Here is a 24767-nt window from a genome sequence, read left to right on the forward strand (position 1 = left end):
TATGATAAAAATAGCGATTGATGCAATGGGTGGCGACAATGCACCACAAGCCGTATTTGACGGAGTTCTAAGAGCTTTAGATGCTTATAAGGACATCGAAATTCATCTTTATGGCGACGAGAAAGCCCTTAAAAATCTTCCAGATATGTTTGATGACCGTTTAATCCGAATACCGACTACTGAGGTTATCAAAGGAGAAGATGAACCGGTAAAAGCTGTTCGCCGCAAGAAAGATGCTTCAATGGTGGTTGCTGCCAAGGCGGTAAGAGAAGGTAAAGCAGATGTACTGCTTTCGGCTGGGAATACAGGTGCCTTATTAACAACCGGCTTATTGGTGGTTGGTAGAATTAAAGGTGTCGATCGACCGGGATTGATGCCGGTCATCCCAACTATTAATGAGAAATCTCCTCATTTAATTTTAATGGATGCCGGAGCCAATGCGGAATCAAAAGCAGAGCACCTCTTACAATATGCTCAACTAGCTAGCTATTATGCTGAGAGTGTTTTAAAAATAGAGCAAGCAAGAGTAGGGCTTGTTAATAATGGAACAGAGGCTGGAAAGGGAGATGAATTGCGTAAACAAGCTTACCAACTCCTCAATCAAGCGAGTGGTTTAAATTTTGTAGGCAATATTGAAGCCAAAGATCTTTTAAATGGGCAGGTAGATATTGCGGTGACAGATGGCTTTACCGGTAATGCTATCCTAAAAACATTGGAAGGAAGCCTAAAATCCATCTTCAAATTACTCAAACGAACTCTAAGTGAGAGTAGTATCACCAATAAAATTGGTGGCCTTCTCATTAAACCCTCATTAAAAAAGATGGCTGAAAATTTTGATGATAGCAAGCAAGGAGGAGCAGTCCTTTTAGGGGTTAAAAAGCCAGTAATTAAAGCGCATGGATCAGCAAATGACATCGCCATTTATCATGCTATTCGACAAGCTCGTGAAATCGTTTTATCAGGTTTTTCCGAAGAAATAAGCACTTTTTTTGAAAATAGTGACAAAAATGATAGACAGATTAGAAAATAATCGTTATTATAATATAACCGGCATTGTGGTATAACTTTTTAATTAAGGAGTGGAAAATTTGAAGACAGAAACATTTGAAAAAGTTAAAACTTTATTAGTAGAGCATTTTGATCTTACTGAAGATCAAGTAACTGAAAATCTAACCTTTGAAGACCTAGGCGCCGATTCTTTAGATATGGTGGAATTCGTGATGGAGATTGAGGAAGAATTTGATATAGAATTCGAAGATGAAAAAATTGAAAAGCTCTCAGATATTAAGGACGCCGTTTCTTATATCGACCAATTACGATCAGAAAAATAAATGGATGTCATAGTCATTGATAAAGGAGGCCTCAAATGGAATCAAAAGAGATATTATTAGAAGTGAAAGATTTGCACACTGGTTTTCGCATTAAAGACCAGTATTTCGATGCTGTCGATGGGGTTTCTTTTACCCTAGCGCGTAATGAAAAGTTAGCCATTGTTGGGGAGTCAGGCTGTGGAAAATCAACCCTGGCCACTTCAATCATAGGCTTACACAATCGCATGAATACAAAAATTACCGGGGAAATTAATTACAAGGGTGATAATCTCGTTAATTATGATGAATCAGATTATGACAAAATTCGCGGGAATGATATTGGCATGATCTTCCAAGACCCTTTAGCGTCATTAAACCCTTTAATGACAGTAGGTGAGCAGATTGAAGAAGCTTTGTATTATCATACCAAGTTAGATGGACAACAACGAACTCAGCGCGTACTTGAATTACTCGACCAAGTAGGTATTGAAAACCCTCAAAGAATGACCAAGCAATATCCACATGAATTATCAGGTGGAATGCGTCAGAGAGTAATCATTGCCATTGCATTATCTTGTAAACCACCAATAATTATTGCAGATGAGCCGACAACTGCTTTAGATGTAACTATTCAAGCACAAATTTTGGATCTTTTGAATGAAATTCAAGAGGAAACCGAATCAGGAATTATTTTGATTACTCACGATTTAGGAGTAGTTGCAGAGACGGCTGATCGAGTAGCAGTTATGTATGCAGGACAATTTGTTGAAGTTGCAAGTGTCGAAGAACTCTTCAATGATCCGAGACATCCTTATACCCGCTCACTCTTAAAGTCCATTCCGCAATCCAATGATTTAGTTGATGAAAAGGGCGATCTACATGTAATACATGGGGTTGTACCTCCATTAAACCGTTTAGAACGCAAAGGCTGTCGTTTTGCTCCTCGCATTCCTTGGATTCCTGAAGAACATCATGAAGAGCATCCAGTTCTCCATGAAGTAAAACCAGAACATTGGGTACGTTGTACTTGTCATGAACACTTTTATTTCACTGAGGAGGTGGACTAATGTCAGAATTTCTTACAATTGAAAACTTAAAGGTTCACTATCCAATTCGATCCGGTTTCTTTAACCGTATCACTGACCATGTCTACGCAGTGGATGGTGTGGACTTAAGTTTTGAGGCAGGAAAAACTTATGGCCTGGTGGGTGAATCAGGCTCAGGTAAATCAACTATTGGAAAAGCTATTATCGGTTTAGAAAAATTGACCGAGGGTAAAATTATCTATGAAGGGGAAGACGTTTCGAATGCTGCATCCAGTCGCAGGTCAAATTATCGGCGCAATGTTCAGATGATCTTCCAAGATTCATATTCTTCTTTTAATCCGAAGAAGAGGATTCTAGATATTATGGCGGAGCCCTTGCGTAATTTCACCCATTTAACGATTGAAGAAGAAAAGAGAAAAGCAAGTGAACTCTTAGAAATAGTCGGTTTGACTTCAGAAGCTTTAGTCAAGTATCCGCATGAATTTTCAGGAGGACAAAGACAAAGAATTGGGGTAGCTAGAGCTGTTGCGCTGAACCCTAAATTAGTCATTGCTGACGAACCGGTTTCAGCTTTAGACTTATCGGTTCAAGCTCAAGTCTTAAACTTTATGAAACGTATTCAAGAAGAATTTAATGTTTCTTACTTGTTTATTTCGCATGATTTAGGCGTGGTGAAACACATGTCTGACGAATTGGCCATTATGTATCGTGGAAGATTTACTGAATATGGCTCTAATTATGAAATTTATAAAAATCCTCAACACATATATACTAAAAGGCTTTTATCAGCTATACCGCATGTTGATCCAAACAATCGAAGAGAGCACCATATAGAGCGTCTCCGAGTGGAGAAAGAATATCATGAAAATGCCAGTCAATATTTTGAGGAAAGTGGACGGGTTTATGATCTGAAGAAGATTAATGATCACCACCAAGTGGCTTTAAAAGAAGTCGGCTTTGCTCAAAGAGAGGAAGTGAAATAAATGTGGAAGACGATTTTAAGAAGGGTCATTTTGATGATTCCTCAAATTTTTCTTTTAAGTATCATTGTCTTTGTTTTGGCTGCTTTGATGCCAGGGGATGCGTTGACGGGTTTACAAGATCCAAATGTGGACCCTGCTCAAATAGCAGCCATGCGGGAGCAACTAGGACTAGATAAACCGTGGCCAGAGCGTTATGTTGATTGGATTACTGGTATCTTTCAAGGTGATTGGGGACGGTCTTGGCATCACCGTCAACCGACTCTAAAGATTATTGGTCAAAGAGTTTGGCCCACCTTACAATTATCTTTATTAACAGTGATCATTTCGTACGGAATCGCTTTACCATTAGGTCTGTTTTCTGGTCGTTATCAAAATTCCGTTTTTGATAAAACCGTTAACTTATATACCTTTGTAACTTATGCTATTCCATCTTTCGTATTGGGTTTATTTATGATTTGGTTATTTGGTTATATTCTTGGCTGGTTCCCTACAACTGGAACAGTAGACCCGGGTCTTGAGCCTGGAACGCTTGATTTTGCTTTGTCAAGATTTAAACACATTATTTTACCAGCTATTACAATGGCACTTTTATCAACAACCTCTACTATTCAATACTTAAGAACAGGAGTCATTGATGCTAAAACGGAAGATTATGTTCGCACAGCTAAGGCTAAAGGCGTTCCAGAAAATGTTGTTTATCGCAAGCACATCTTCCGGAATTCAATCCTACCAATTGCTGCCTTTTTAGGCTTTACCATCACTGGTTTGTTAGGCGGATCTGTCTTCACTGAGACAGTCTTTAATTATCCAGGAATGGGAAAATTATTTGTCGAATCAATCGCTTTACGTGATTTTTCTGTAATGATAGCTATTACATTGATCTACGGATTTACAACCCTTTTAGGTTCGTTATTATCAGACATCATTATGGTTTTTGTTGACCCTAGAATTCGAATTAAATAGGAGGTGGAATAATGGCTGAAAATAATACACAGGTAACAGTAAATGAAGAACTATTGCAAGACCAAGTTTCCACTCCACCGATGGGTTGGGAAGTTATTCGTCGAGAGTTTGCACGTGATAAAATTGCTGTTTTATCATTAATTCTTTTATTAATTATTGTCGTAGCGGCGGTCTTATCAGCATTCTTTATTGATTCCGATGCTGCAGGCATAGTTAACATTTTTGACCGCTTTACACCGCCAGGCGAAAAAGGCTATCTTTTAGGTACCGATGAGGGTGGAAAAGGTATTTTTGAACAGCTTTTACTAGGAACAAAAAATTCCTTAATTATCGCTTGGGCTGTCACTATATTAACAGCAGGTTTTGGGACGATTATTGGTTTGATTGCCGGTTATTATGGGGGTCGAGTGGATGATTTTATTATGCGTGTGGTAGACTTTTTAATCGTTTTACCGAGAATCATGATTATTATTGCGGTCGTAACAATCGTTAAACGCTTCGACCCTTGGACTTTGATTTGGATTATATCTTTATTTGGTTGGATGGGGCAGACCCGTTTGATTCGAACAGCTTCTTTATCAGAAGCATCCAAGGATTATATCAAGGCATCAAAAACCATGGGGACTAGAGATTGGAAAATTATGCTCGGCTCCTTATTACCGAATCTTTCTTCGCTAATGATCACCAACTTAACCCTATCCTTTGCCGGTAATATTGGTTTAGAAACAGGACTTTCTTTCTTGGGCTTTGGTTTGCCTGTTGGAACACCTTCTTTAGGAACGCTAATTGGTTACGCTAGAACACCAGATATTATTGAAAACAAATGGTGGGTTTGGTTGCCAGCTGCCTTGTTAGTATTGATCATGATGTTATCAATTAACTATATCGGACAAGCTTTCCAACGTGTAGCAGATTCAAAACAAAGAAGAGGATAAAAATTTTAAGAGCTTTACCCTTTATTTACTTTAGCGTTAAGCGATGAGTAAGAAGTGGGGCTCTTTTTTTATGAGAAAATTTTAATCTTACAGAAAAGTTTTCGTTTTGAAATTTTATTATATCTTGTAAGTGCTAAATAAAAATCAAAAGATTTTCTGCTAGAAATTACTAGTTGGGTCATAAGCTTTAAAATAATGAAAAGACATTTTCATGAAAAACCTTTAAGACAAGTGAGCTTTGGAAACTTTTCATAAATAAACCCCTAATAAAGCTTGTTTTTATTAGAAAAAGATAAAAATATTAAAAAAAAATTAGAAAAGACTTGATTTAATCATATAATTTCTATATGATAGGATTATCACATTTAGAGGAGGCTTAGTATGAGAAAATCATTAGAAAAACATCTTATACAGTTTATGACAACAATGACAATCGGTTCCTTGGTATTGAGTTCCCTACCTATGGTCCAAGCTGAGGAAGCAGATGGAGAAGGAGCCCCCGCACCGGACATTTCGACTTCTGTAGAGCATGAAGGTGAAGTCATGGAGGGTGGAACACTTAAGGTAGCCTTTGTTTCCGATACCGCATTTGCAGGTGTCTTCAATAATATGTTTTACACAGGAAACCCAGATGCAACCGTAATTGCTTACTTTAACCCTGGCCTATACGGCTACGACAATAACTTCAAGATCGATGATTCCGGTTTTGCCAAAGTGGAAATGGATGTTGAAAATAAACAAGTAACTATCACAATCCCAGAAGGAGTTAAGTGGGATGATGGCGAACCGATTACGATAGATGACGTTATTTTTCCTTACTATGTAGTAGGACACCCTGATTATACCGGCATTCGTTATGGTAGCGATTTTGAGAATGTGGTAGGAATGGACGAGTATCATAACGGCGAAGCCGAGGAAATTTCTGGGTTGGAACGTGTCGATGATTATACCCTAACCGTTACTTATAAGGCTTTTCCGAACTCAATGGTTCAAGCTGGTGGAGGAATTTCTTCTTATATCGAACCTGAGCATGTCTTTGAAGGTATCGAAGTAGCTGATATGGAAGACTCTGCACCTGTACGTGAGAAACCAGTAGGCTTTGGACCTTTTAAGGTGGAATCAATGACACCAGGTGAAGCAGTCACTTATACTGTAAATGAAAATTATTATAAGGGGCGTCCTAAATTAGATGGAATGACAATGAATGTCATCAACCCTAATTCAATTGTTGCTGAATTAAAGGCTGGTAATTTTGATATTGCAACCTTACCAACTGATAAGTATGATACTTATAAAGATGCAACGAACTTTACTACCATTGGTTATGAGCAGAATGCTTATACATACATTGGCTTCAAGATGGGTAAATGGAATGAAGAAGAAGGTAAAAACGAATTTGATCCTGAATTAGTTACATCCAATAAAGCTCTTCGTCAAGCGATGGCTTATGCCATGGATAATGATTCAGTCGGCCGTGAATTCTATCAAGGATTGCGTCGTGCTGCAGACTCAATGATTACACCGAACTTTGTAGAATACTTAAATCCTGACGTTAAGGCCTATGAATACAATCCAGAAAAAGCTAAGGAAATTCTAGCAGAAGCTGGCTTTAAGGATGTGGATGGTGATGGTCTAGTGGAAGATCCTAATGGCGAGAAATTCACCTTGAACTTCGCTTCAATGTCAGGTGGTGAAACAGCTGCTCCATTGGCTCAGTACTATGTACAAGCATGGAACGCAGTCGGTATTCCTGTAGAGCTATTAGATGGACAATTACTAGAGTTTAATTCTTTCTATGAACGTATTAAGAAGGATGATCCAGAAATACATATTTTCCAAGCTGCTTTTGGTACTGGTGGCGATCCAAATCCAAATGGATTATTTGGTGAACGAGCACAATTCAACTACAGTCGCTATGTGAATGAAGAACATAACCAATTATTAGCGGATATTGAATCAGACGAATCGTTTGATGATGACTACCGTCAAAAAGCCTTCTACGCTTGGCAAGAATTTATGCATGAAGAGCTTCCTGTTATTCCAACGCTTTGGAGATATGAATTAACAGCCGTTAATAAGCGTGTGACGAATTGGGATGTTGAAATTGGAGCAAATCTTGATTGGACACAAGTAGGCTTAACTGCTGAAAGTCCAATTGCTGAATAATTTAAAATTTTAAAAGATGAAGATCAAGCATAGCTTTGCTTGATCTTTTTATTTATATACGGTATTTCATTTTTGTATTGCTGAATGACTTTGTGTAATCAAGGGATTTTTGGTAAAATCAGTGTATATTTGATAGGAGTCGAAGCCATGCATCAGTTAATAGAACACATCGAAAAAGAATTAAAAATTAAAGTTACTAACCAGAAGATTATTCAGCAAGCTTTCTACCATCGGTCATATATTAATGAGCAAGGTGAGAACTTAATTCAGTCCAATGAACGATTAGAATTTTTAGGCGATGCTGTGCTTGAGATTCTGGTTAGTCAATTTTTATATGGACAATACCCCCATAAGCCTGAAGGAGATCTTTCACGCATGCGAGCTCAGCTCGTCAGGGAACCAAGCCTGGCTTATTTAGCTAGACAAGTAGACTTTCCTCAATTTATCCAATTAGGTAAGGGGGAAAGATTGTCGGGAGGTAAAGAAAGAGATTCCATTTTAGCAGATACATTTGAAGCCTTTTTGGGGGCAGTTTATTTGGATACTGGTATGGATATGGTTGAAAACTTTCTGAGTAGAGTCCTCTTTGATCACCATCAAGAAATTTTGACACTAACCGTGCAAGATTATAAGACCAAGTTCCAAGAAATGGTTCAAGTCAAGGGAACAGTTAAGATTGAATACCGTCTTCTAGCAACTCAAGGACCTTCTCATGCACAAACCTTTACCATTGGGCTGTATTTAGAAAACGACTTAATAGCTAAGGCCAGTGGCAAAAGTAAAAAAGAAGCAGAAATGAAGGCCGCTAAAAAAGCCATTCACCATCTTCAAAAAGGAGTGTAGCTGTTTGTATTTAGAAAGAATCGAAATGACTGGTTTCAAATCTTTTGCTGATAAAACAGTCATTAATTTTGATCAGGGCATGACAGCAATAGTCGGTCCCAACGGTTCAGGTAAATCGAATTTATCTGAAGCCATTCGTTGGGTCTTAGGAGAACAATCGGCTAAATCCTTGCGTGGTAACAAGATGGAAGATGTTATCTTTAATGGTTCACTCGATCGAAAGCCAGTCAATATTGCTAAAGTATCCTTGGTTTTAAATAATGAGGATCGTTATATTGATATGGACCCCAAAACGATTACGATAACGCGTCAATATAACCGTAATGGTGAGAGTTATTTTTTTATCAATCAAAAAAATGTTCGCTTAAAAGATATCACTGATTTGCTGTTGGATACAGGCTTAGGTAAAAATTCTTTCGCCATGATTTCCCAAGGTAAAGTCGAGTCCATCTTTTTAAGTAAACCAGAAGAAAGACGAGGAATTTTTGAAGAAGCAGCTGGTGTACAAAAATATCAATACCGCAAACAAGAAGCTCAAAGAAAATTGCTGCGGTCACAAGACCATTTGAACCGTGTCAGGGATATTTTACATGAATTAAAAAATCAACTGCAGCCACTTAAAGAACAAAGAGAAAAGGCTTTGACCTACCAAGAGAAAGCGGCCCAATTGAAAGAAGAAGAAATATCCTTATATACCTTTCAAATACAAGACTTTAAAGCTAAATGGCAACAAGCCAAGGACCACTACCAACAAATAAAAGCTGAATTAGACCGAGTTAAGAATGATCAAAAAACTTTTTCGCAATCAATCGATGATAAACAGAACCAATTAGACTTGATAAATCAAAGCATTGATCAAGAAGAGATGGAAAGTCGAAAACTTATCCAATTGATTGAGAGATTAAAGGGCCAAATTGAAGTGTTTCAGCAAAAAACGCTTTATGCCAATCAATCCAGTCAAGAAAGAAAACTAAATCAAGATCGCTACCAAAATCAATGGGTTGACCACCAAAAACAACAAGAGGCCCTTAATCAAAATTTAAACTCATTAGAAGAAGGTATTCGAAAAGCAAAAGAAGAAGTAAAAGCATATAATCAACAACTTAATGACTTTCAAGCGCTAAAGAATGAAGAGTTAGATCAGTTAAGGGGAGAATTGATTGACTATTATCGTCAAGAGTCGGCTATAAAGAATCGCTTGCAACAATTTGATAAATTTAGCCAACAATTCGATCAACGCAAGGAAAGCTATCAAGACCAAATCAAGGAAAATCAAATTCAAATCCAAGCTCTTGAAGACCAAGAAGTTAGCTATCACGATCAAATAAAACAAGTGAAAGCAGACTTAGAAAGCCTTCAAACTGAAGGGGAAAAGGCCCACCAAGCATTGGATCAAGCCCAAGCCAATCGTGATCAATTAAGGAAAGTAATCTACCAAGCAGACCACCAAATCCAAATGCTCCACTCCAAGTATCAAAGCTTGCTACAAATGCAAGTGGAATATGCCGGCTATTACCAAGGAGTCCGAGTCGTGATGAACCACCGTGATCAACTACAAGGAATCATTGGAACGGTAGCCGAATTAATCGAAGTTGAAAAAAACGATCAAGTTGCTATCGACATTGCTTTAGGAGCTGGTTTGCAAAATATTGTTGTAGAAAATGACCAAGCTGCTAAGCAAGCCATATCACTTTTAAAAAATAAAAGAGCCGGACGAGCCACCTTTTTACCAAGAAGTAATATGAAAGCTCGGACCCTAAAGGCCCATCACCAAGAGCTACTCCAACAAAACCAAGGTGTGGTGGGGATTGCTAGTGAACGAGTTTCTTATAAAGCAGAAAATCAGTTAGTGATTCAGCAGTTATTAGGGTCTACAGTGATTGTTGATACACTTGAAAATGCCCAGTCACTTGCTAAGGCTAGCCATCAACAGTTAAAAATCGTAACACTTGAAGGCGACTTGATCCTTCCTGGAGGCTCTGTTACAGGGGGAAGAAATAAGCATAAGTCACAATCTGTAATGGGGCGCTCTCAAGAGATTGCAAGCCTTGAAAAAGAGTTGAAAGAACTAAAAAAGAGTCAAAAAGAACAAGTGGCAACTTTTGAAAGTTGTGATCAGAAGGTTTCGCAATTTCAAACGGCTTATCAAAAAGCTTTATCAGATCACCAACAACTTAGTCAAGACCACCAAAAATTGCTGAATTTAATTGAAAATATACAGTCACAGCGAGATCAAAAAAATAAACATCTATTGATTTTAACCGATGAATTCAAGCAAATGACTCAAGATTTTGAGGCTTCTCACCAAGATTTTCAAGCAGCTGAGCAAGACTTACAAGCTCTAAAGGCTAAAATTGAAGAAGTCCATCAAACCATTCAATCCATGCAATTGTCTCAATCGGAAAAACAACTGAAGATTGGACAACTTCAAGCCGACTTGAATGAAAGCAAAACCAATTTAGCGCTTTTGGAAATGGAAACCAAACAAAAAAGAGAAAGCCTGCAAAATGAAATTAAGCAAGCACAAAATTTAGAAGAATTAATTGCTTCCAGTCAACAGTTAGAAGAAAGTGACTGGAATGAAGTTCAAAACTTAGAAAATTCAATCAGTCAATTTAAAATGGATTTAAGCCAAGCAGAAGGCGATTTAGACCAAGTCAACGCTGATTTAAGCGTTCTACGCCAAGACCGCCAGAGTTTAAATGAAAGTTTAAGGAGTCATCAGCAGGCCTTAAAAAATAGCGAAGATCAGCTTCAATATCAATACCAAGCAGAGGCCAAATGCCAAGCCAAGATTGAAAGATATGAAGATCAGATGGATCAAGATTTACTCTATCTTAATGAAACCTACGCCTTGTCGTTCGAAGCAGCTACTCAATTAGCCCAGCCTGTAGAATCTGTTGCTCAGGTAAAAGAAGTGGTTAAAAAGTTGCGTAAGGAAATTGATCAATTAGGACCTATCAACTTAGCAGCAATTCAAGACTATCAAGAAGTGGATGAACGTTATCAATTGTTATTTGAGCAAGAAAATGACCTGTTAACAGCTATGGAGCAGCTAAATAATACCATTGATGAAATGGATTCAGAAGTGGGTAGTCGCTTTAAAGAAGCCTTTCAAGCTATTAACCATCAATTTCAAAAGACCTTCACTCGTTTATTTGCTGGCGGTAAGGCCAAGTTAGAATTAACCGACCCGACCGATTTATTAACTACCGGTGTCGATATTATTGCTCAACCACCCGGTAAGCGTAAGCAAAACTTAGCCCTCTTATCAGGAGGCGAAAGAGCTTTAACGGCCATTGCTTTATTATTTGCTATTTTGGAAACAAAGACCGTTCCATTTGTGGTTCTAGACGAAGTGGAGGCAGCTTTAGATGATGCCAATGTTTACCGTTATGGGGAATACATTCAAAACTTTACCCAAGAAACGCAATTTATTGTCATTACCCACCGCAAAGGGACCATGGAATATGCCGATATTCTATATGGAGTGACTATGGAACAAACCGGTATTTCTAAACTAGCAGCGGTGAAAATGAATGATTTTGTAGCATTAGACCATCAGGAGTAGATAAAATGATTCAATTACTAGCCATCGATTTAGATGGAACCTTATTAAATAGTTCCAAAGAAGTTACAGCTAAAAACCTTGAAGCACTTGATTACGCTCAAGAGCGAGGTGTTAAAGTCGTAATATGTACAGGTAGACCTTATTCAACCATGCATCATTTAATCGATCAAATCGGCTTAAAAAGTGAGGATGATTATTTAATTCTATATAACGGTGCCTTTGTTCAAAGAATTAGTGATGGGCAAGTCTTAATACAAGAAGAGTTAAGTAGCCAAGATCTTCACTCATGGTATCGAGAGTTAACAACTTTAAATTTACCTTTAAACGTTCTAGACCAGGATTTAGTTTATGAACCCTTAACTTACCCAAAAGGTTATGAAAGTTTTTATGTGGGCAATGTTTCTACAGCCCCCCATACCAAAATTGATTTTAATGATTTTGATGAAGCCCATCGTTTTATGAAATTTGTGGTCACGATTGATGAAGCCCATTTATCGCGGCAAATTCCACTGTTAAATAAAGAACTTGTCAGTCAATATACCCTATCAAGATCCCATCCTTTCCAATTAGAAATTATGAAAGCGGGAGTCAATAAAGGAAATGCTTTAAAAAAGTTGTCTGATCAGTTAAATATTCAACCTTCTGCTATAATGGCAATAGGAGATCAGATGAATGATGAGCGCATGATTGAATTTGCTGGTCTTGGAGTGGTGATGGGAAACGGCGCAGAGACTTTAAAGCAGAGGGCTGATTTCATTACTTTATCCAATGATCAAGAAGGTGTCGCTCATGCAATTTATCAATTTATTCAATAGAATGGAGGAAGTCATATGGGATTATTTGATCGCATCAAACGTGCTTTCACAGGTGAAGATAAGGTTGTAAAAGAAGAAATTTTAGACCAAGAAGAACAGATTGTCTTTGAGAAGTATGATAAGGGGATGGAAAAAACACGTAAATCCTTTTCTGACCGCATCACGGATTTATTTACTTCTTGGCGCGAATTAGATGATGAATTCTACGATGATCTAGAAGAAATCTTAATTTCAGCCGATGTTGGCTTCAAAATGACTCTAGCTTTAACGGATGCTATTCGTGATGCAGTAGAAGCTGAAAATGTTCATAAAGCTCAAGATGTTAAGCGTGTTATGTTAGAACAAATGGTGGCAATTTATGAAAAAGACCAACCAGTCAATCCTGATTTAATTGAAAATCCAAACGGGCCAACCGTAGTCTTATTTGTGGGGGTCAACGGGGTAGGCAAGACGACTTCTGTCGGTAAAATTGCTTATAATTTAAAACAATCCGGACATAAGGTTTTAATGGCTGCTGCCGATACTTTTAGAGCAGGTGCAGTTGAGCAACTAAATGTTTGGGGAGAGCGCTTAGGAATACCAGTAGTGACCGGAGCGGACCAAGGAGACCCTGCTTCTGTAGTTTTCGACGCTGTGAAAAAAGCCAATGCGGAAGAGTACGATTACCTTTTAGTTGATACAGCAGGGCGTTTACAAACTAAAGCAAATCTCATGGCTGAATTAGCTAAAATGAAACGGATTATCGAAAGAGAAAATCCGAATGGCGTACAAGAAGTTCTCTTGGTTTTAGATGCAACAACCGGACAAAACGCCTTAATTCAAGCGAAACAATTTAATGAAGCAACCGAGATCAGTGGACTAGTCTTAACAAAATTAGATGGGACAGCTAAGGGGGGCGTCATTCTTTCTATTCGCCATGAATTAGATATTCCAGTTAAATATATTGGTTTGGGTGAACAAGCGAGTGACCTACAAGCTTTTGACGCTGAGAAATATATGTATACGCTTATTCGTGAGTTACTTGAGAAAGAAGCCAACTAAACTTAATTAGGGACTTTTATCTGACCCAAGGCTTTTAACTGTGCTATAATGTGAATGATAGAGATAGAAGGGGTCATAATTATGAGTGAATTAGGAACAAGATTACGTGAAGCACGCGTAAATAAAGGGTATACACTTAATACCCTGCAACAAATGACTAAAATTCAAAAAAAATATTTACAAGCGATCGAAGAAGGCCAACTGGAAGAACTACCGGGAAACTTCTATGCCCGAGCCTTTGTGAAACAGTATGCCGATATGGTAGGTTTAGATGGAGATACTCTTTTAAAGGAATATGCTAATGAGTTGGAAGTGCAAAACAATGAAAGCAGTCCGATAAGAGAAGAAGAGGCTGAAATGCCAAGTCGGTTACGTAGCCGTCATTTAAATGATGAATCGAATCGGATGGAGAAAATCCTCTCTTATATTCCCATGGCTATTCTATCAGCAATTATTATCTGTATTATCGGCATCTTAATTTATACCATTCGTCAGATTTCAACGGAAGATAATCAAGTCGCTCAAACCAATAATAATGCTGATGTCTTAGAAATTGTTAAGCCGTCGGCTAATCCAGTCGATGGATCGACAAAAGAGCCAGAGGTGACTGAAAAAGCTAATAACAAAAAAGACTTAGCGGAAAACCAGCTTTTAGTTGGAAAAGAAGTAATTACTGAAATCTCTCAAGCTGGCGAGATTAAAACCTACCAATTAGAAGGTCCAATTGAAAATTATCAATTTGGTGCCAAAGGAAATGCCTTTGTTTGGGTCGGTATTTATGAAGAAGGAAGTATGGTAGTTGACCAAACGATTTCTAAAGATGAAGTTTTAGAACATCAAGCCAATGATACAACCAAGACTGTGCGGATGGAATTAGGTTATCCAGAAGGGGCTCAATTTATAGTCAACGGTAAAACAGTTGAGCCTGATCCGAGTGTTCCTGGCGTTATTATCTTTAAAGTTAAAGATGAAACCGCCTCTTCAACTGAAGAGCTAGCCATTAATGAGCTGGGAGAAAAGAATGAAGAAACTTCTTATGAGGGTCCAGCGGTATTAGACCCCAATTATTCATCAGGAGAGTAAATTATGAACATTGCTAATCGTTTAACTGTTTTTAGAATATTCTTAATCCCTATCTTTGTTTGTCTTTTAACTTTACCTTTGGATTGGGGCAATCTAACACTGTTAGGAACGACTCTTGCTACCCCTTACTTTATTGGGGGGCTCGTATTTGCCATAGCATCCTTTACGGACTATTTGGATGGTTACTTAGCGCGAAAATTACATTTAGTCACTTCCTTTGGTGTCTTTGCGGATCCAATGGCAGACAAGCTGTTAGTCATTGCAGCACTTATCCTGTTGGTTGAACACCAATTCATCCCAGCTTGGATCGTTATTATTATTATTAGTCGTGAGTTATTAGTGACCGGTTTAAGAGTTCTACTCGCTCAATCTAATGGTAAAGTAATGGCAGCGGCCTGGCCTGGAAAAGTTAAAACCTTCAGTCAAATGTTTGCCATTTTGTTCTTTCTTTGGAATAATGCTGGCTTTACATGGTTGCCTTTCTCATTGGCACATTTTTTAATGGGAGTTGCTTTATTCTTTACTGTATATTCAGGTGTAGAATATTTTTATAAAGCGAGACATCTTTTTACCGATATTAAGTAGATTATTTTCATTAAAAGTCATCGTTTTGATGGCTTTTTTTTAAAGAAAACACCTTTTTTAATTTTAATAGGTATATATAAAATGGAGGGCCTGCAATGAAGTTAGAAATTATCACAGTGGGGACCGAATTGGTTCAAGGACAGACCATTAATACCAACGCAGCACTACTAGCTCAAGCATTTGCTTCAATAGGTATTTTGTCTTTCAACCAACAAGTGGTAGACGACAATCCAACGCGACTTGAAGAAGCAATTAGAATCGCTGCGACTAGAGCAGAACTAATTGTTTTAGCTGGTGGGATAGGGCCGACCCATGATGATTTAACCAAAGAAAGTTTAGCCCACTTTCTTGGTCAAGAATTAATTGTTGATTTTCAACAATGGCAATACATTCAAGATTATTTTAAAAAACAAAATCGTCAACTTTCACCCTTAGAGTATAAACAAGCTTTAACCTTTAAAGAGGGGTATTGTTTTCATACAGAAGATGGCTTAGCCTGTGGCAGCTTATATTTTGCTGCTGATGCTAATCAATATTACCTATGTTTACCAGGCCCACCTAGTGAGTTAAAGGCCATGCTTGAAAAAGAAGTTTTACCTTATTTTAAAGAAAAAATTGACCAGACCATAGCAATTAAATCCATCTATTTAAATTTTTATGGGATTGGCGAGTCGCAAGTGGCCCATATATTAGATCCAATTATTAAAAAAACAAAAGAGCTGGAAATCGCGATTTATGCTAAGCCTAGACATATTCGCCTAGTCTTGAATCAAAAGCAAGAAAAAACAGCTGACAATAACCAATTATTAGATAAAACAGCCCAGCAAATAATCGCTAAATTAAAAGACTATTACATAGGTGAAGGAAGAGAACATACTATAGAAGCTTATTTGATTGATCGATTGAAGCAGCTGAATCTCACTCTTTCTGGTGCTGAGAGTTTAACAGGAGGTAAAATGCTCAGTCGCCTCACTCAGATTCCAGGTGCTTCAACAGTCATAAAGGGTGGCTTTGTGGTCTATCAAGCGCAAACCAAGGTAGATTTGTTATCGGTTGATCCTATGATAATTGAAGAATATTCAGTCTATAGTGAGCAATGCGCTTGTGCTATGGCCGAACAATGCTTAAAATTAAGTGGCAGTGACCTCGCTCTGGCTTTAAGCGGAGTAGCGGGTCCGGGCTCTGATCAAGGACATCCAGCTGGAGAAGTCTATCTGGCTTGTGCAAGTAAAAATCGTCCGACCGAATGGCAGAAACTCATGCTTCCCAATCGAGGGCGCGACTATGTACGGGACTTGGCCACTAATTATGGTTATGAATTAATTAAGAGAGTAGTCGAACAAAAGTTCGCAAAAAACTTGAGTTTGGACTAAATAATTGTTAAGATAAGATTACCTTGATGAACGGAGGAAATAATATGGTAGATGCCAACAGACAAAAAGCCTTAGATCAAGCGCTAAAAAATATAGAAAAAAGTTATGGAAAAGGTGCAATCATGCGTTTGGGTGATCGAACAAGCGTTGAAATTGATACAGTTCCTTCAGGCTCCCTCGCCCTAGATGTGGCCCTTGGAATTGGTGGTTATCCAAGAGGACGGGTCATTGAATGTTATGGACCGGAATCTTCTGGTAAGACTACTGTTGCCCTACATGCCATTGCATCTGTCCAAAAGAAGGGGGGCTTGGCTGCCTTTATCGATGCTGAGCATGCTTTAGATCCTGTTTACGCTGAGAAATTAGGAGTTGATATTAACGAATTATTACTCTCTCAACCAGATACAGGAGAACAAGCTTTAGAAATAGCAGATGCCTTGGTCTCATCAGGAGCAGTCGATATTGTAGTGGTTGACTCTGTAGCAGCCTTAGTACCACGAGCTGAGATTGAAGGAGAGATGGGAGATTCGCACATTGGTTTGCAAGCGCGTTTGATGTCGCAAGCCATGCGTAAATTGTCCGGCTCAATTAACAAAACCAATACGATTGCTTTCTTTATTAACCAGATTCGTGAAAAGGTGGGTGTAATGTTCGGTAACCCAGAAGTAACCCCTGGTGGTCGTGCCTTGAAGTTTTATTCTTCTATTCGTCTTGAAGTCAGAAGAACTGAAAGCCTTAAGCAAGGCGGTGATGTGTATGGTAACCGGACACGAATTAAAGTCGTTAAAAATAAACTGGCACCACCGTTTAAAGAAGCCATGGTCGACATTGTTTATGGTTACGGTATTTCGCAAATTGGAGAGCTTGTAGACATGGCATCTGATTTGGATATTATTAACAAGGCAGGTTCTTGGTATTCATATAAAGAAGAAAGAATTGGTCAAGGACGCGAAAGTGCTAAACAATTCTTAGAAGATAACCCACACATCTTTGAAGAGATTGATCAACAAGTTAGACAGCATTATCAAATTGGTGGACATTCGGCAGTAACTTCTGAAGAAGCCGATGAAGAAGCACTAGAAAAAATTAAAGAAATTAAAAAATAATTTTTTGAGATATTTTTTTAAAACTAGCAAAACGCAAATTATAAAGCTTAAAAAGGCCCCTCAATCCAATGAGGGTCTTCTTTTTTATAAAAAAGCGTCAGAAAATATGAGGCTAAATAGTCATAATGATCCTTTGAATTATTTGACTATGGCTGCGATTAAAAGTATTATAAAAGTTGTGGAAAGCCACGATTAATTTTTACACCATATTAATTAATGAAAAAACTAAATAGATACGGAGGTGACTCTTATGGAAAATTTGATTCCACTCGCCTTCGCTATCGTTGCTTTAATTGCTGGTTTTGTTATTGGTTATATCGTTAAACAAAAATCAGATGAAAAAAATATTGCGGGTGCAAAAGCAAATGCCGAAGCAATTATTGATGATGCGATAAATCAAGCCCAAACTTTAAAACGCGAAGCGCTTTTTGAAGCGAAGGAAGAAAATATCAAATACCGTAATGAGATTGAAAACGAGCTGAAAGATCGTCGCCAAGAAGCGACAAAATTTGAAAATCGTTTAATTCAAAAAGAAGAAAACCTGGATAAGAAAAGCAATACTTTAGATAATCGTGAATCTCTATTAGAAAATAAAGAAGCAGATTATTTAAAACGTAAAGATGAATTGGTTGAAAAGGAAAGTGAAATTGAACAACTTATCTTAAAAGGCCAAGAAGAATTAGAAAGAATTGCTATGATGTCAAGAGATGATGCAAAAGAAATCATTCTTAAAGAGACAGAAGAGACACTTTCTAACGAAATGGCTGTCATGATACGTGATGCTGATCAAAAAGCTAAAGAAGAAGCGGACCGTAATGCGAAAGAAATCATTCTTCAAGCTATTCAACGTTCGGCAACAGACCTAGTCACAGATAATTCTGTATCGGTTGTGCACTTGCCAAATGATGATATGAAGGGTCGGATTATTGGTCGAGAAGGACGGAATATTCGTACCTTAGAAAGTCTAACAGGTATCGATTTAATTGTAGATGATACACCTGAAACAGTCGTTTTAAGTGGCTTTGATCCAATTCGTCGAGAAATTGCTAAGCTCGCTCTTGAACATTTAATTCAAGATGGCCGAATTCATCCTGCTAGGATTGAAGAAATGGTTGAGCGGGCACGTAAGGAAATGGATGAGCGCATCCGCGAAGTCGGTGAAGAAGCTGCCTTTGATGTTGGTATTCACGCTATTCATCCTGATCTAATTAAAATTATCGGTCGTTTAGCTTACCGGACTTCCTATGGTCAAAATGTCTTAAAACACTCTGTTGAAGTTGCAAAGTTAGCAGGGGTAATGGCCGGTGAATTGAATGAAGATGTAGTCTTAGCCAAAAGAGCGGGCTTACTTCATGATATTGGTAAAGCATTAGACCAAGAAATTGAAGGTTCTCACGTTGAAATTGGTGCAGAAATTGCTAATCGTTATAAAGAAAATGAGGTAGTTATTAATGCAATTGCTTCTCACCATGGCGATACTAAAGCAACTTCTGTTATTTCAGAACTAGTCGCAGCGGCTGATGCCTTATCTGCTGCAAGACCAGGTGCACGAAGTGAATCCTTAGAAAACTACATTCGTCGCTTGAAACAATTGGAAGAAATCGCCAATGAAAATGAAGGCGTTACTCAATCCTATGCTATCCAAGCAGGTCGAGAAGTACGTGTGATTGTCGCTCCAGACAAGATCAATGATGCTAAAGCGGCTGCTTTAGCAAGAAGTGTGAAACAACGCATTGAAAATGAAATGAAATATCCAGGAAATATTAAAGTAACGGTGATACGCGAAATACGAGCCGTAGAGTATGCGAAATAAAGACAAGGCACAACCCCTTTTGGAGTTGTGCTTTTTATATCATGATAATGATGAGAGCTTTTGCTAAAATAGAACTAGTCAAAACCTTTACTTCTAAGAGAACGTTTGCTTAAATCTCAAATTGTTATTAATTAATTATTAACAAGCAAGTAGAAAGAAAGCTTATTTGGCTTATGTCATTATTATGATATCAATTCAAAACCAATCAACGATTAAATGAACTAGAGGATGAGTAGCCATGTCAAGTAAAGAAACCCCTATGATGCAACAATATCTATCCATTAAAGCCAAGCATCAAGATTCCATCTTGTTTTTTCGTTTAGGCGATTTTTATGAAATGTTTTATGAAGATGCTATTACTGCTGCAAGAGTATTAGAAATCACGCTGACTTCCCGTAATAAAAAAGCCCAAGATCCAGTGCCCATGTGTGGGGTTCCTTATCATTCAGCCACCGAATATATCCGTCGTTTAATCCAAGAAGGCTATAAAGTGGCTATTTGTGAACAATTAGAAGAACCACGACTCACCAAAGGGATGGTCAAAAGAGATGTTGTTCAAATCATTACACCAGGAACCATTTTGGTCGACCAAGCACTCAAACACAAAGAAAATAATTACCTAGCCGCTTTTTTAAAAGCAAAAAACACTTACCATTTGGTTTATGTTGATATTTCAACGGGTCAAAGTCGGATGACTCAAACAGAAGATTGGAATCAATTTGTCAGTGAAATTCAAACGATTAAACCCAGTGAGTGGATTATCGATGAGGAAGGAAGATCAGGTTTTAGCCAAGAAGAACTGAGCCTACTGCAAGAAAGGATTACGGCTTTTAAATCAACCTTTACACCTGCCGCTTTAACAGAAAATTTCTTTAAGCTAAAAGAGGCAAGCCCTGTTCAAACAGAACTTTTAAAATACTTATCAGCTTATCTCCAATCGATACAACCCCATGCTTTTGATTATTTAAAAGAGGTAGAAGAATACACCCTATCTGCCTATTTACAGATGAATCAATACACTAAGGTGCAATTAGAATTAACCGAATCTTTAAGAACGCAAAAGCGTAAGGGGTCTTTATTGTGGCTGATAGACCGCACGCAAACGGCCATGGGAGGAAGACTATTACATCAGTGGTTGGATAAACCCTTATTACAAAAACAAGCTTTAATTAGCCGCCATCAAAAGGTAGCCGGTTTAATTAATCATTACTTTCTTCGCCTTGAATTAATCAATATTTTAAAAAATATCTATGACCTTGAACGCTTGGTAACAAAACTATCTTTACAGACTGCCAATGCTAGAGAAGTTGACCAATTGCGCCAGTCTTTAAAACAAATACCCCTTCTTAATCAGTATCTCCAACAATTGAACGAAAGCATGGATTCAGTGGATCAATTTCAAGCCTTGCCTGAATTTAATGAGCTTTTGGCTATTATTAATGAAGCTTTGGTCGATAATCCACCGATTTCATTAACAGAAGGTAGAATCATTAAAGACCGCTATCATAAGCAGTTGGATGGTTATCGTGATGCTTTAGATAATGGTGAAAGTTGGCTAATTGATTATCAAGAGCGTGAACGTCAAAGAACCGGCCTAAAAACCCTGAAAGTAGGCTATAATAAAGTCTTTGGCTATTACCTAGAGATGAGCCGTCTGCAAGCACAAGACTTTGACGATCCGACTTATGTCCGCAAGCAAACGTTAGCTAACAATGAACGCTATATTACAGACGAACTTAAACAAATAGAAAGTACCATTCTGGGGGCCCAGGAAAAGGCTGAAAAGTTGGAGTACCATCTCTTTATTGAATTACGCAATCGTTTAAATACCTATTCTAGCCAACTGCAAGAATTGGCACAAGCGGTAGCCACTCTAGATGTTTTATGTTCTTTTGCTGAATTAAGTGAGGAAGAAAACTTCACCCAAGCTCATCTGTCTGATCAAAGAAAAGATTTTGAAATAAAAGAAAGTCGTCATCCCGTTTTGGAGAAGTTAATCGGACGCGCTAAGTTTATCGCCAATGACTTTGACTTAGACCAAGATCAATTTGTTCTACTATTAACCGGACCTAATATGTCGGGCAAGTCGACTTATATGCGTCAAATCGCCTACAGTGTGATTCTTAATCAAATCGGTTGTTTTGTCCCTGCTAAAGAGGCGAGACTGCCCTTGGTCGATCAAATCTTTACTCGGATTGGATCTTCTGATGATTTAACCAGTGGGCAATCCACCTTTATGGTAGAAATGATAGAGACCAATTATGCCTTACAAAACGCCACAGACCGCAGTCTTATCCTCTTTGATGAGATTGGTAGAGGAACCGCCACCTTCGACGGTATTGCCCTAGCGGAAGCGATTCTTTACCATATTGCTCAAAAAGTGGGGGCTGCTACCATCTTCTCTACCCATTATCATGAATTAACGGACCTTGACCAAACACTTTCTCAAATAAAAAACATTCATGTTGGAGCAGTGGAAGAAGCCGGTCATTTAGTCTTTCTCTATAAGATCTTAGCTGGACCAGCGGATAAGTCCTACGGCATTCATGTAGGACGCTTAGCAGGCCTGCCGGAATCAGTCTTGCGACAAAGTCAAGTGGTGTTGGATGAGTTAGAAGCTAATGCCAAGCATTTACGCAACCATCAAGTTGATCCAATAGATCTCTTGCCAATCCCTGAAGAAGAGCAAACTAAAGAAAGCTCTTCGAAGATTGAAATGGCTCTTGAAGCAGTAGATGTTAATCAAATGACCCCCCTAGATGCTTTAAATTTCTTAGCCCAATTAAAACAAGAATTGAAATAAAGAAAGGAGGCCACAATGGGAATTATTAAACAAATGGATATCGCTCTAGCCAATCAGATTGCAGCCGGAGAAGTGGTTGAAAGACCGGCTTCAGTCGTTAAAGAATTGTGTGAAAACGCCATTGATGCCAAAGCAGATCAGATTCAAGTGGAAGTAAAAGAAGCGGGTATTCAACAAATTATAGTGATTGATAATGGTCAAGGAATGGTGGAAGAAGATCTTCACCAATCCGTTTTAGCTCATGCGACCAGTAAAATATATTCCCTACCAGACCTTTTTCAGATTACTTCTTTAGGATTTAGAGGAGAGGCCCTAGCTTCTATAGCTTCAGTAGCCAAAATCAGAATTGAGTCGACTTGGAATGAAGCAAACCAAGCCAGTCAAAGTGGTCATTTTATTGAAGTTGAAAATTCAAAAATAATCAATCAAGGTTCTTGCCCGCCCCGTAATGGGACTACCGTGCAAGTGGATTCAATTTTTTATAATACACCAGCCCGACTCAAGCATTTAGCCAGTCTGCAAACTGAAATGCGTCATATTCTTAAGGTAATCCAGAATTTAGCTATAGCCTATCCAAGTATTTCTTTTACTTTAATTTCAGATGGAGATCGTTTGCTACAAACGGTCGGTAAGGGGGATTTGAAGCAAACCATTGCTCAACTGTACTCACCCCAGCAAGCAAGAGAAATGCTAGCCTTCAAGCAATCGGACATAGAGTTTGGCCTAGAAGGATTGATCTCACCACCCACCTTGACTCGAACTAGTCGCAATTATATTCACTGGATGGTCAATGGTCGAACAGTCAAGAGTCCTTTTCTTAATAATGTGTTGATCAAGGCTTATGGCAAGCAGTTAATGATCGGTCGTTTTCCTTTGAGTTTTATTCAAATAACAACGGATCCTCGCTTGGTAGATGTCAATGTGCACCCTACCAAACAGACTATTCGCTTAAGTAAGGAAGCGGAACTGGCTAAACTATTAACTCAAGCCGTTCAAGCAAGCTTATTACAAAACCGCGCCATTCCTGAAGCAGGAGACAGCCTATTTAGACCTACTCGTTTCTACCAACAAAATAAGGGGCAATTAGACTGGATCAGCCAAACATCCCATCTAGCAGAAGATAAGCAAGCTATAGAGCTGTCTCGTCCTGATTCTAACCAGATAAAAATGGATGAGTACACAAAAGTCAGTGACTTCCCAACTGAAAAGACTCAAGGGATGATGGAAGCATTAAGCTCTCAAGCAGTAGAAAAAGAGGCATTGAATCAACAAGAAAAACCAAAGATGATTGATTTTAGTCAGCTACGCTATGTAGGTCAGATTCATGGCACCTATTTAATTGCTGAAGGTCCTTCTTCTTTCTACTTAATTGATCAACACGCTGCCCAAGAGAGAGTCCGTTATGAAAAATTAATGGCTGACCAAGTGGATGTTGACCAGCAGCAGGATTTTTTGATGCCCAAGCTATTTAGTTTTGATTTAAAAACGGCGCAAATGGCAGAAGAATATAGCGACCGTTTGGCCGAAATAGGGATTCACTTACAAGCTTTTGGTCCTAAATCCTATCAAATGCAAAGTCACCCCACCTGGTTAGAAGCCGATGAATTGGACCAGATAGTGCCAGACTTATTAGACCGTTTGAGCCGGCAAGAAGATCTTTCAGTTAATCAATTGAAAGAAGCGAGCATTATCATGCAGTCTTGTCGTGGTGCTATTAAGGCCAACCATCGCCTAGCAGACAGTGAGGCCATTCATCTACTTGCTGAAATGAACGATTTGCAAGATCCATTGCATTGTCCCCATGGTCGTCCAGTATTTATCGAATTCGATCCGACCACTATTGAAAAACTGTTTAAACGTATTCAAGATCATCATTTAGGAGGAAGAGAAAATGACTAAAAAAGATTATCAAGATAAAATTAAAAATTTAGACCCCATTCAATACCATGTGACACAAGAAGCAGGTACTGAAAGACCTTTTAGCGGTAAATATGACCAGTTTGACCAAAAAGGCATTTACGTTGATATTGTGTCAGGAGAGCCCTTATTTTCGAGTAAGGATAAGTTTGATGCTGGCTGTGGCTGGCCATCCTTTACTCAACCAGTTAAGGGAACTGAATTGCAAGAATTAGAAGACCATAAATTATCCAGACCTCGAACAGAAGTTCGCTCCAAGCAAGCGGATTCTCATTTGGGCCATGTCTTTAATGATGGGCCAAAGGATAAAGGAGGCTTGAGATACTGTATTAACTCAGCCGCTTTACGCTTTATTCCTTATGAGGAGATGGACCAAGCAGGTTATAGCGATTATAAGAAATGGGTGGAATAGTT

At 38.4% G+C, this 24767-nt stretch carries 19 protein-coding genes; all 19 read left to right on the forward strand.

Going from position 1 to position 24767, the window contains the following annotated elements:
* Positions 1–4: 4 nt before the first annotated feature.
* The 19 genes from plsX to msrB all read left to right on the forward strand — a co-directional run bounded on the left by plsX (position 5) and on the right by msrB (position 24765).
* Positions 5–1030: a phosphate acyltransferase PlsX gene (plsX, locus tag ACQV18_RS01240; RefSeq protein ID WP_428874829.1), complete on the forward strand. Its 1026-nt coding sequence runs from the start codon at positions 5–7 to the stop codon at positions 1028–1030.
* 58 nt (positions 1031–1088) lie between these two features.
* Entirely contained in the window at positions 1089–1331 is a 243-nt protein-coding gene (gene acpP, locus ACQV18_RS01245) for an acyl carrier protein (protein ID WP_428892413.1), read from the forward strand.
* A gap of 35 nt (positions 1332–1366) precedes the next feature.
* Entirely contained in the window at positions 1367–2377 is a 1011-nt protein-coding gene (locus ACQV18_RS01250; RefSeq protein ID WP_428874815.1) for an ABC transporter ATP-binding protein, read from the forward strand.
* Entirely contained in the window at positions 2377–3339 is a 963-nt protein-coding gene (locus tag ACQV18_RS01255; protein ID WP_428873747.1) for an ATP-binding cassette domain-containing protein, read from the forward strand. The genes ACQV18_RS01250 and ACQV18_RS01255 overlap by 1 nt, the downstream gene beginning before the upstream one ends.
* Complete coding sequence (opp4B, locus tag ACQV18_RS01260) at positions 3340–4302, forward strand: oligopeptide ABC transporter permease (protein ID WP_428873745.1); 963 nt, start codon at positions 3340–3342, stop codon at positions 4300–4302.
* An 11-nt stretch (positions 4303–4313) separates the two neighbouring features.
* Positions 4314–5237, forward strand: a complete 924-nt coding sequence (locus tag ACQV18_RS01265) for an ABC transporter permease (protein WP_428873744.1) — start codon at positions 4314–4316, stop codon at positions 5235–5237.
* Positions 5238–5618: 381 nt separating this feature from the next.
* On the forward strand, positions 5619–7403 hold the full coding sequence (locus ACQV18_RS01270; RefSeq protein ID WP_428874813.1) for an oligopeptide ABC transporter substrate-binding protein: 1785 nt from the start codon (positions 5619–5621) through the stop codon (positions 7401–7403).
* A gap of 147 nt (positions 7404–7550) precedes the next feature.
* The gene (rnc, locus tag ACQV18_RS01275) at positions 7551–8246 is read left to right on the forward strand and encodes a ribonuclease III (RefSeq protein ID WP_428876370.1); all 696 of its coding nucleotides are present in this window, start codon (positions 7551–7553) and stop codon (positions 8244–8246) included.
* Positions 8247–8250: 4 nt separating this feature from the next.
* Complete coding sequence (smc, locus tag ACQV18_RS01280) at positions 8251–11817, forward strand: chromosome segregation protein SMC (protein WP_428892414.1); 3567 nt, start codon at positions 8251–8253, stop codon at positions 11815–11817.
* Positions 11818–11822: 5 nt separating this feature from the next.
* The gene (locus tag ACQV18_RS01285) at positions 11823–12632 is read left to right on the forward strand and encodes a Cof-type HAD-IIB family hydrolase (protein WP_428873740.1); all 810 of its coding nucleotides are present in this window, start codon (positions 11823–11825) and stop codon (positions 12630–12632) included.
* Positions 12633–12647: 15 nt separating this feature from the next.
* The gene (gene ftsY, locus ACQV18_RS01290; protein ID WP_428892415.1) at positions 12648–13673 is read left to right on the forward strand and encodes a signal recognition particle-docking protein FtsY; all 1026 of its coding nucleotides are present in this window, start codon (positions 12648–12650) and stop codon (positions 13671–13673) included.
* Positions 13674–13754: 81 nt separating this feature from the next.
* Positions 13755–14756, forward strand: a complete 1002-nt coding sequence (locus tag ACQV18_RS01295) for a helix-turn-helix domain-containing protein (protein ID WP_428892416.1) — start codon at positions 13755–13757, stop codon at positions 14754–14756.
* Positions 14757–14759: 3 nt separating this feature from the next.
* Positions 14760–15341 carry a CDP-diacylglycerol--glycerol-3-phosphate 3-phosphatidyltransferase gene (gene pgsA, locus ACQV18_RS01300; protein WP_428873737.1) on the forward strand — a complete coding sequence of 194 codons (582 nt, stop codon included), beginning with the start codon at positions 14760–14762 and terminating at the stop codon, positions 15339–15341.
* A gap of 95 nt (positions 15342–15436) precedes the next feature.
* Positions 15437–16714 carry a competence/damage-inducible protein A gene (locus tag ACQV18_RS01305; protein ID WP_428874805.1) on the forward strand — a complete coding sequence of 426 codons (1278 nt, stop codon included), beginning with the start codon at positions 15437–15439 and terminating at the stop codon, positions 16712–16714.
* A 44-nt stretch (positions 16715–16758) separates the two neighbouring features.
* Positions 16759–17820 carry a recombinase RecA gene (gene recA / locus ACQV18_RS01310; protein ID WP_428874803.1) on the forward strand — a complete coding sequence of 354 codons (1062 nt, stop codon included), beginning with the start codon at positions 16759–16761 and terminating at the stop codon, positions 17818–17820.
* A gap of 250 nt (positions 17821–18070) precedes the next feature.
* A complete protein-coding gene (gene rny / locus ACQV18_RS01315) occupies positions 18071–19633 on the forward strand; it encodes a ribonuclease Y (RefSeq protein ID WP_428892417.1) in 1563 nt (520 codons plus the stop codon).
* A gap of 238 nt (positions 19634–19871) precedes the next feature.
* On the forward strand, positions 19872–22436 hold the full coding sequence (gene mutS, locus ACQV18_RS01320) for a DNA mismatch repair protein MutS (protein ID WP_428892418.1): 2565 nt from the start codon (positions 19872–19874) through the stop codon (positions 22434–22436).
* Between the two features lie 15 nt (positions 22437–22451).
* A complete protein-coding gene (mutL, locus tag ACQV18_RS01325) occupies positions 22452–24335 on the forward strand; it encodes a DNA mismatch repair endonuclease MutL (RefSeq protein ID WP_428874799.1) in 1884 nt (627 codons plus the stop codon).
* Positions 24328–24765 carry a peptide-methionine (R)-S-oxide reductase MsrB gene (msrB, locus tag ACQV18_RS01330; protein ID WP_428873731.1) on the forward strand — a complete coding sequence of 146 codons (438 nt, stop codon included), beginning with the start codon at positions 24328–24330 and terminating at the stop codon, positions 24763–24765. Before mutL ends, msrB begins: the two co-directional genes overlap by 8 nt.
* The last annotated feature ends 2 nt before the right edge of the window (positions 24766–24767 follow it).

Origin of the sequence: Facklamia sp. P9177, assembly GCF_050409585.1 — a bacterium.
Classification (GTDB): domain Bacteria; phylum Bacillota; class Bacilli; order Lactobacillales; family Aerococcaceae; genus Facklamia.

Bases quoted from the DNA above. Each gene is read 5' to 3' on its own strand.
- mutS (WP_428892418.1), top strand. From the start codon at position 19,872: ATGTCAAGTAAAGAAACCCCTATGATGCAACAATATCTATCCATTAAA.
- mutL (WP_428874799.1), top strand. From the start codon at position 22,452: ATGGGAATTATTAAACAAATGGATATCGCTCTAGCCAATCAGATTGCA.
- ACQV18_RS01305 (WP_428874805.1), top strand. From the start codon at position 15,437: ATGAAGTTAGAAATTATCACAGTGGGGACCGAATTGGTTCAAGGACAG.
- ftsY (WP_428892415.1), top strand. From the start codon at position 12,648: ATGGGATTATTTGATCGCATCAAACGTGCTTTCACAGGTGAAGATAAG.
- ACQV18_RS01285 (WP_428873740.1), top strand. From the start codon at position 11,823: ATGATTCAATTACTAGCCATCGATTTAGATGGAACCTTATTAAATAGT.
- msrB (WP_428873731.1), top strand. From the start codon at position 24,328: ATGACTAAAAAAGATTATCAAGATAAAATTAAAAATTTAGACCCCATT.
- recA (WP_428874803.1), top strand. From the start codon at position 16,759: ATGGTAGATGCCAACAGACAAAAAGCCTTAGATCAAGCGCTAAAAAAT.
- ACQV18_RS01265 (WP_428873744.1), top strand. From the start codon at position 4,314: ATGGCTGAAAATAATACACAGGTAACAGTAAATGAAGAACTATTGCAA.
- rnc (WP_428876370.1), top strand. From the start codon at position 7,551: ATGCATCAGTTAATAGAACACATCGAAAAAGAATTAAAAATTAAAGTT.
- pgsA (WP_428873737.1), top strand. From the start codon at position 14,760: ATGAACATTGCTAATCGTTTAACTGTTTTTAGAATATTCTTAATCCCT.
- opp4B (WP_428873745.1), top strand. From the start codon at position 3,340: ATGTGGAAGACGATTTTAAGAAGGGTCATTTTGATGATTCCTCAAATT.
- ACQV18_RS01270 (WP_428874813.1), top strand. From the start codon at position 5,619: ATGAGAAAATCATTAGAAAAACATCTTATACAGTTTATGACAACAATG.
- rny (WP_428892417.1), top strand. From the start codon at position 18,071: ATGGAAAATTTGATTCCACTCGCCTTCGCTATCGTTGCTTTAATTGCT.
- ACQV18_RS01255 (WP_428873747.1), top strand. From the start codon at position 2,377: ATGTCAGAATTTCTTACAATTGAAAACTTAAAGGTTCACTATCCAATT.
- ACQV18_RS01250 (WP_428874815.1), top strand. From the start codon at position 1,367: ATGGAATCAAAAGAGATATTATTAGAAGTGAAAGATTTGCACACTGGT.
- ACQV18_RS01295 (WP_428892416.1), top strand. From the start codon at position 13,755: ATGAGTGAATTAGGAACAAGATTACGTGAAGCACGCGTAAATAAAGGG.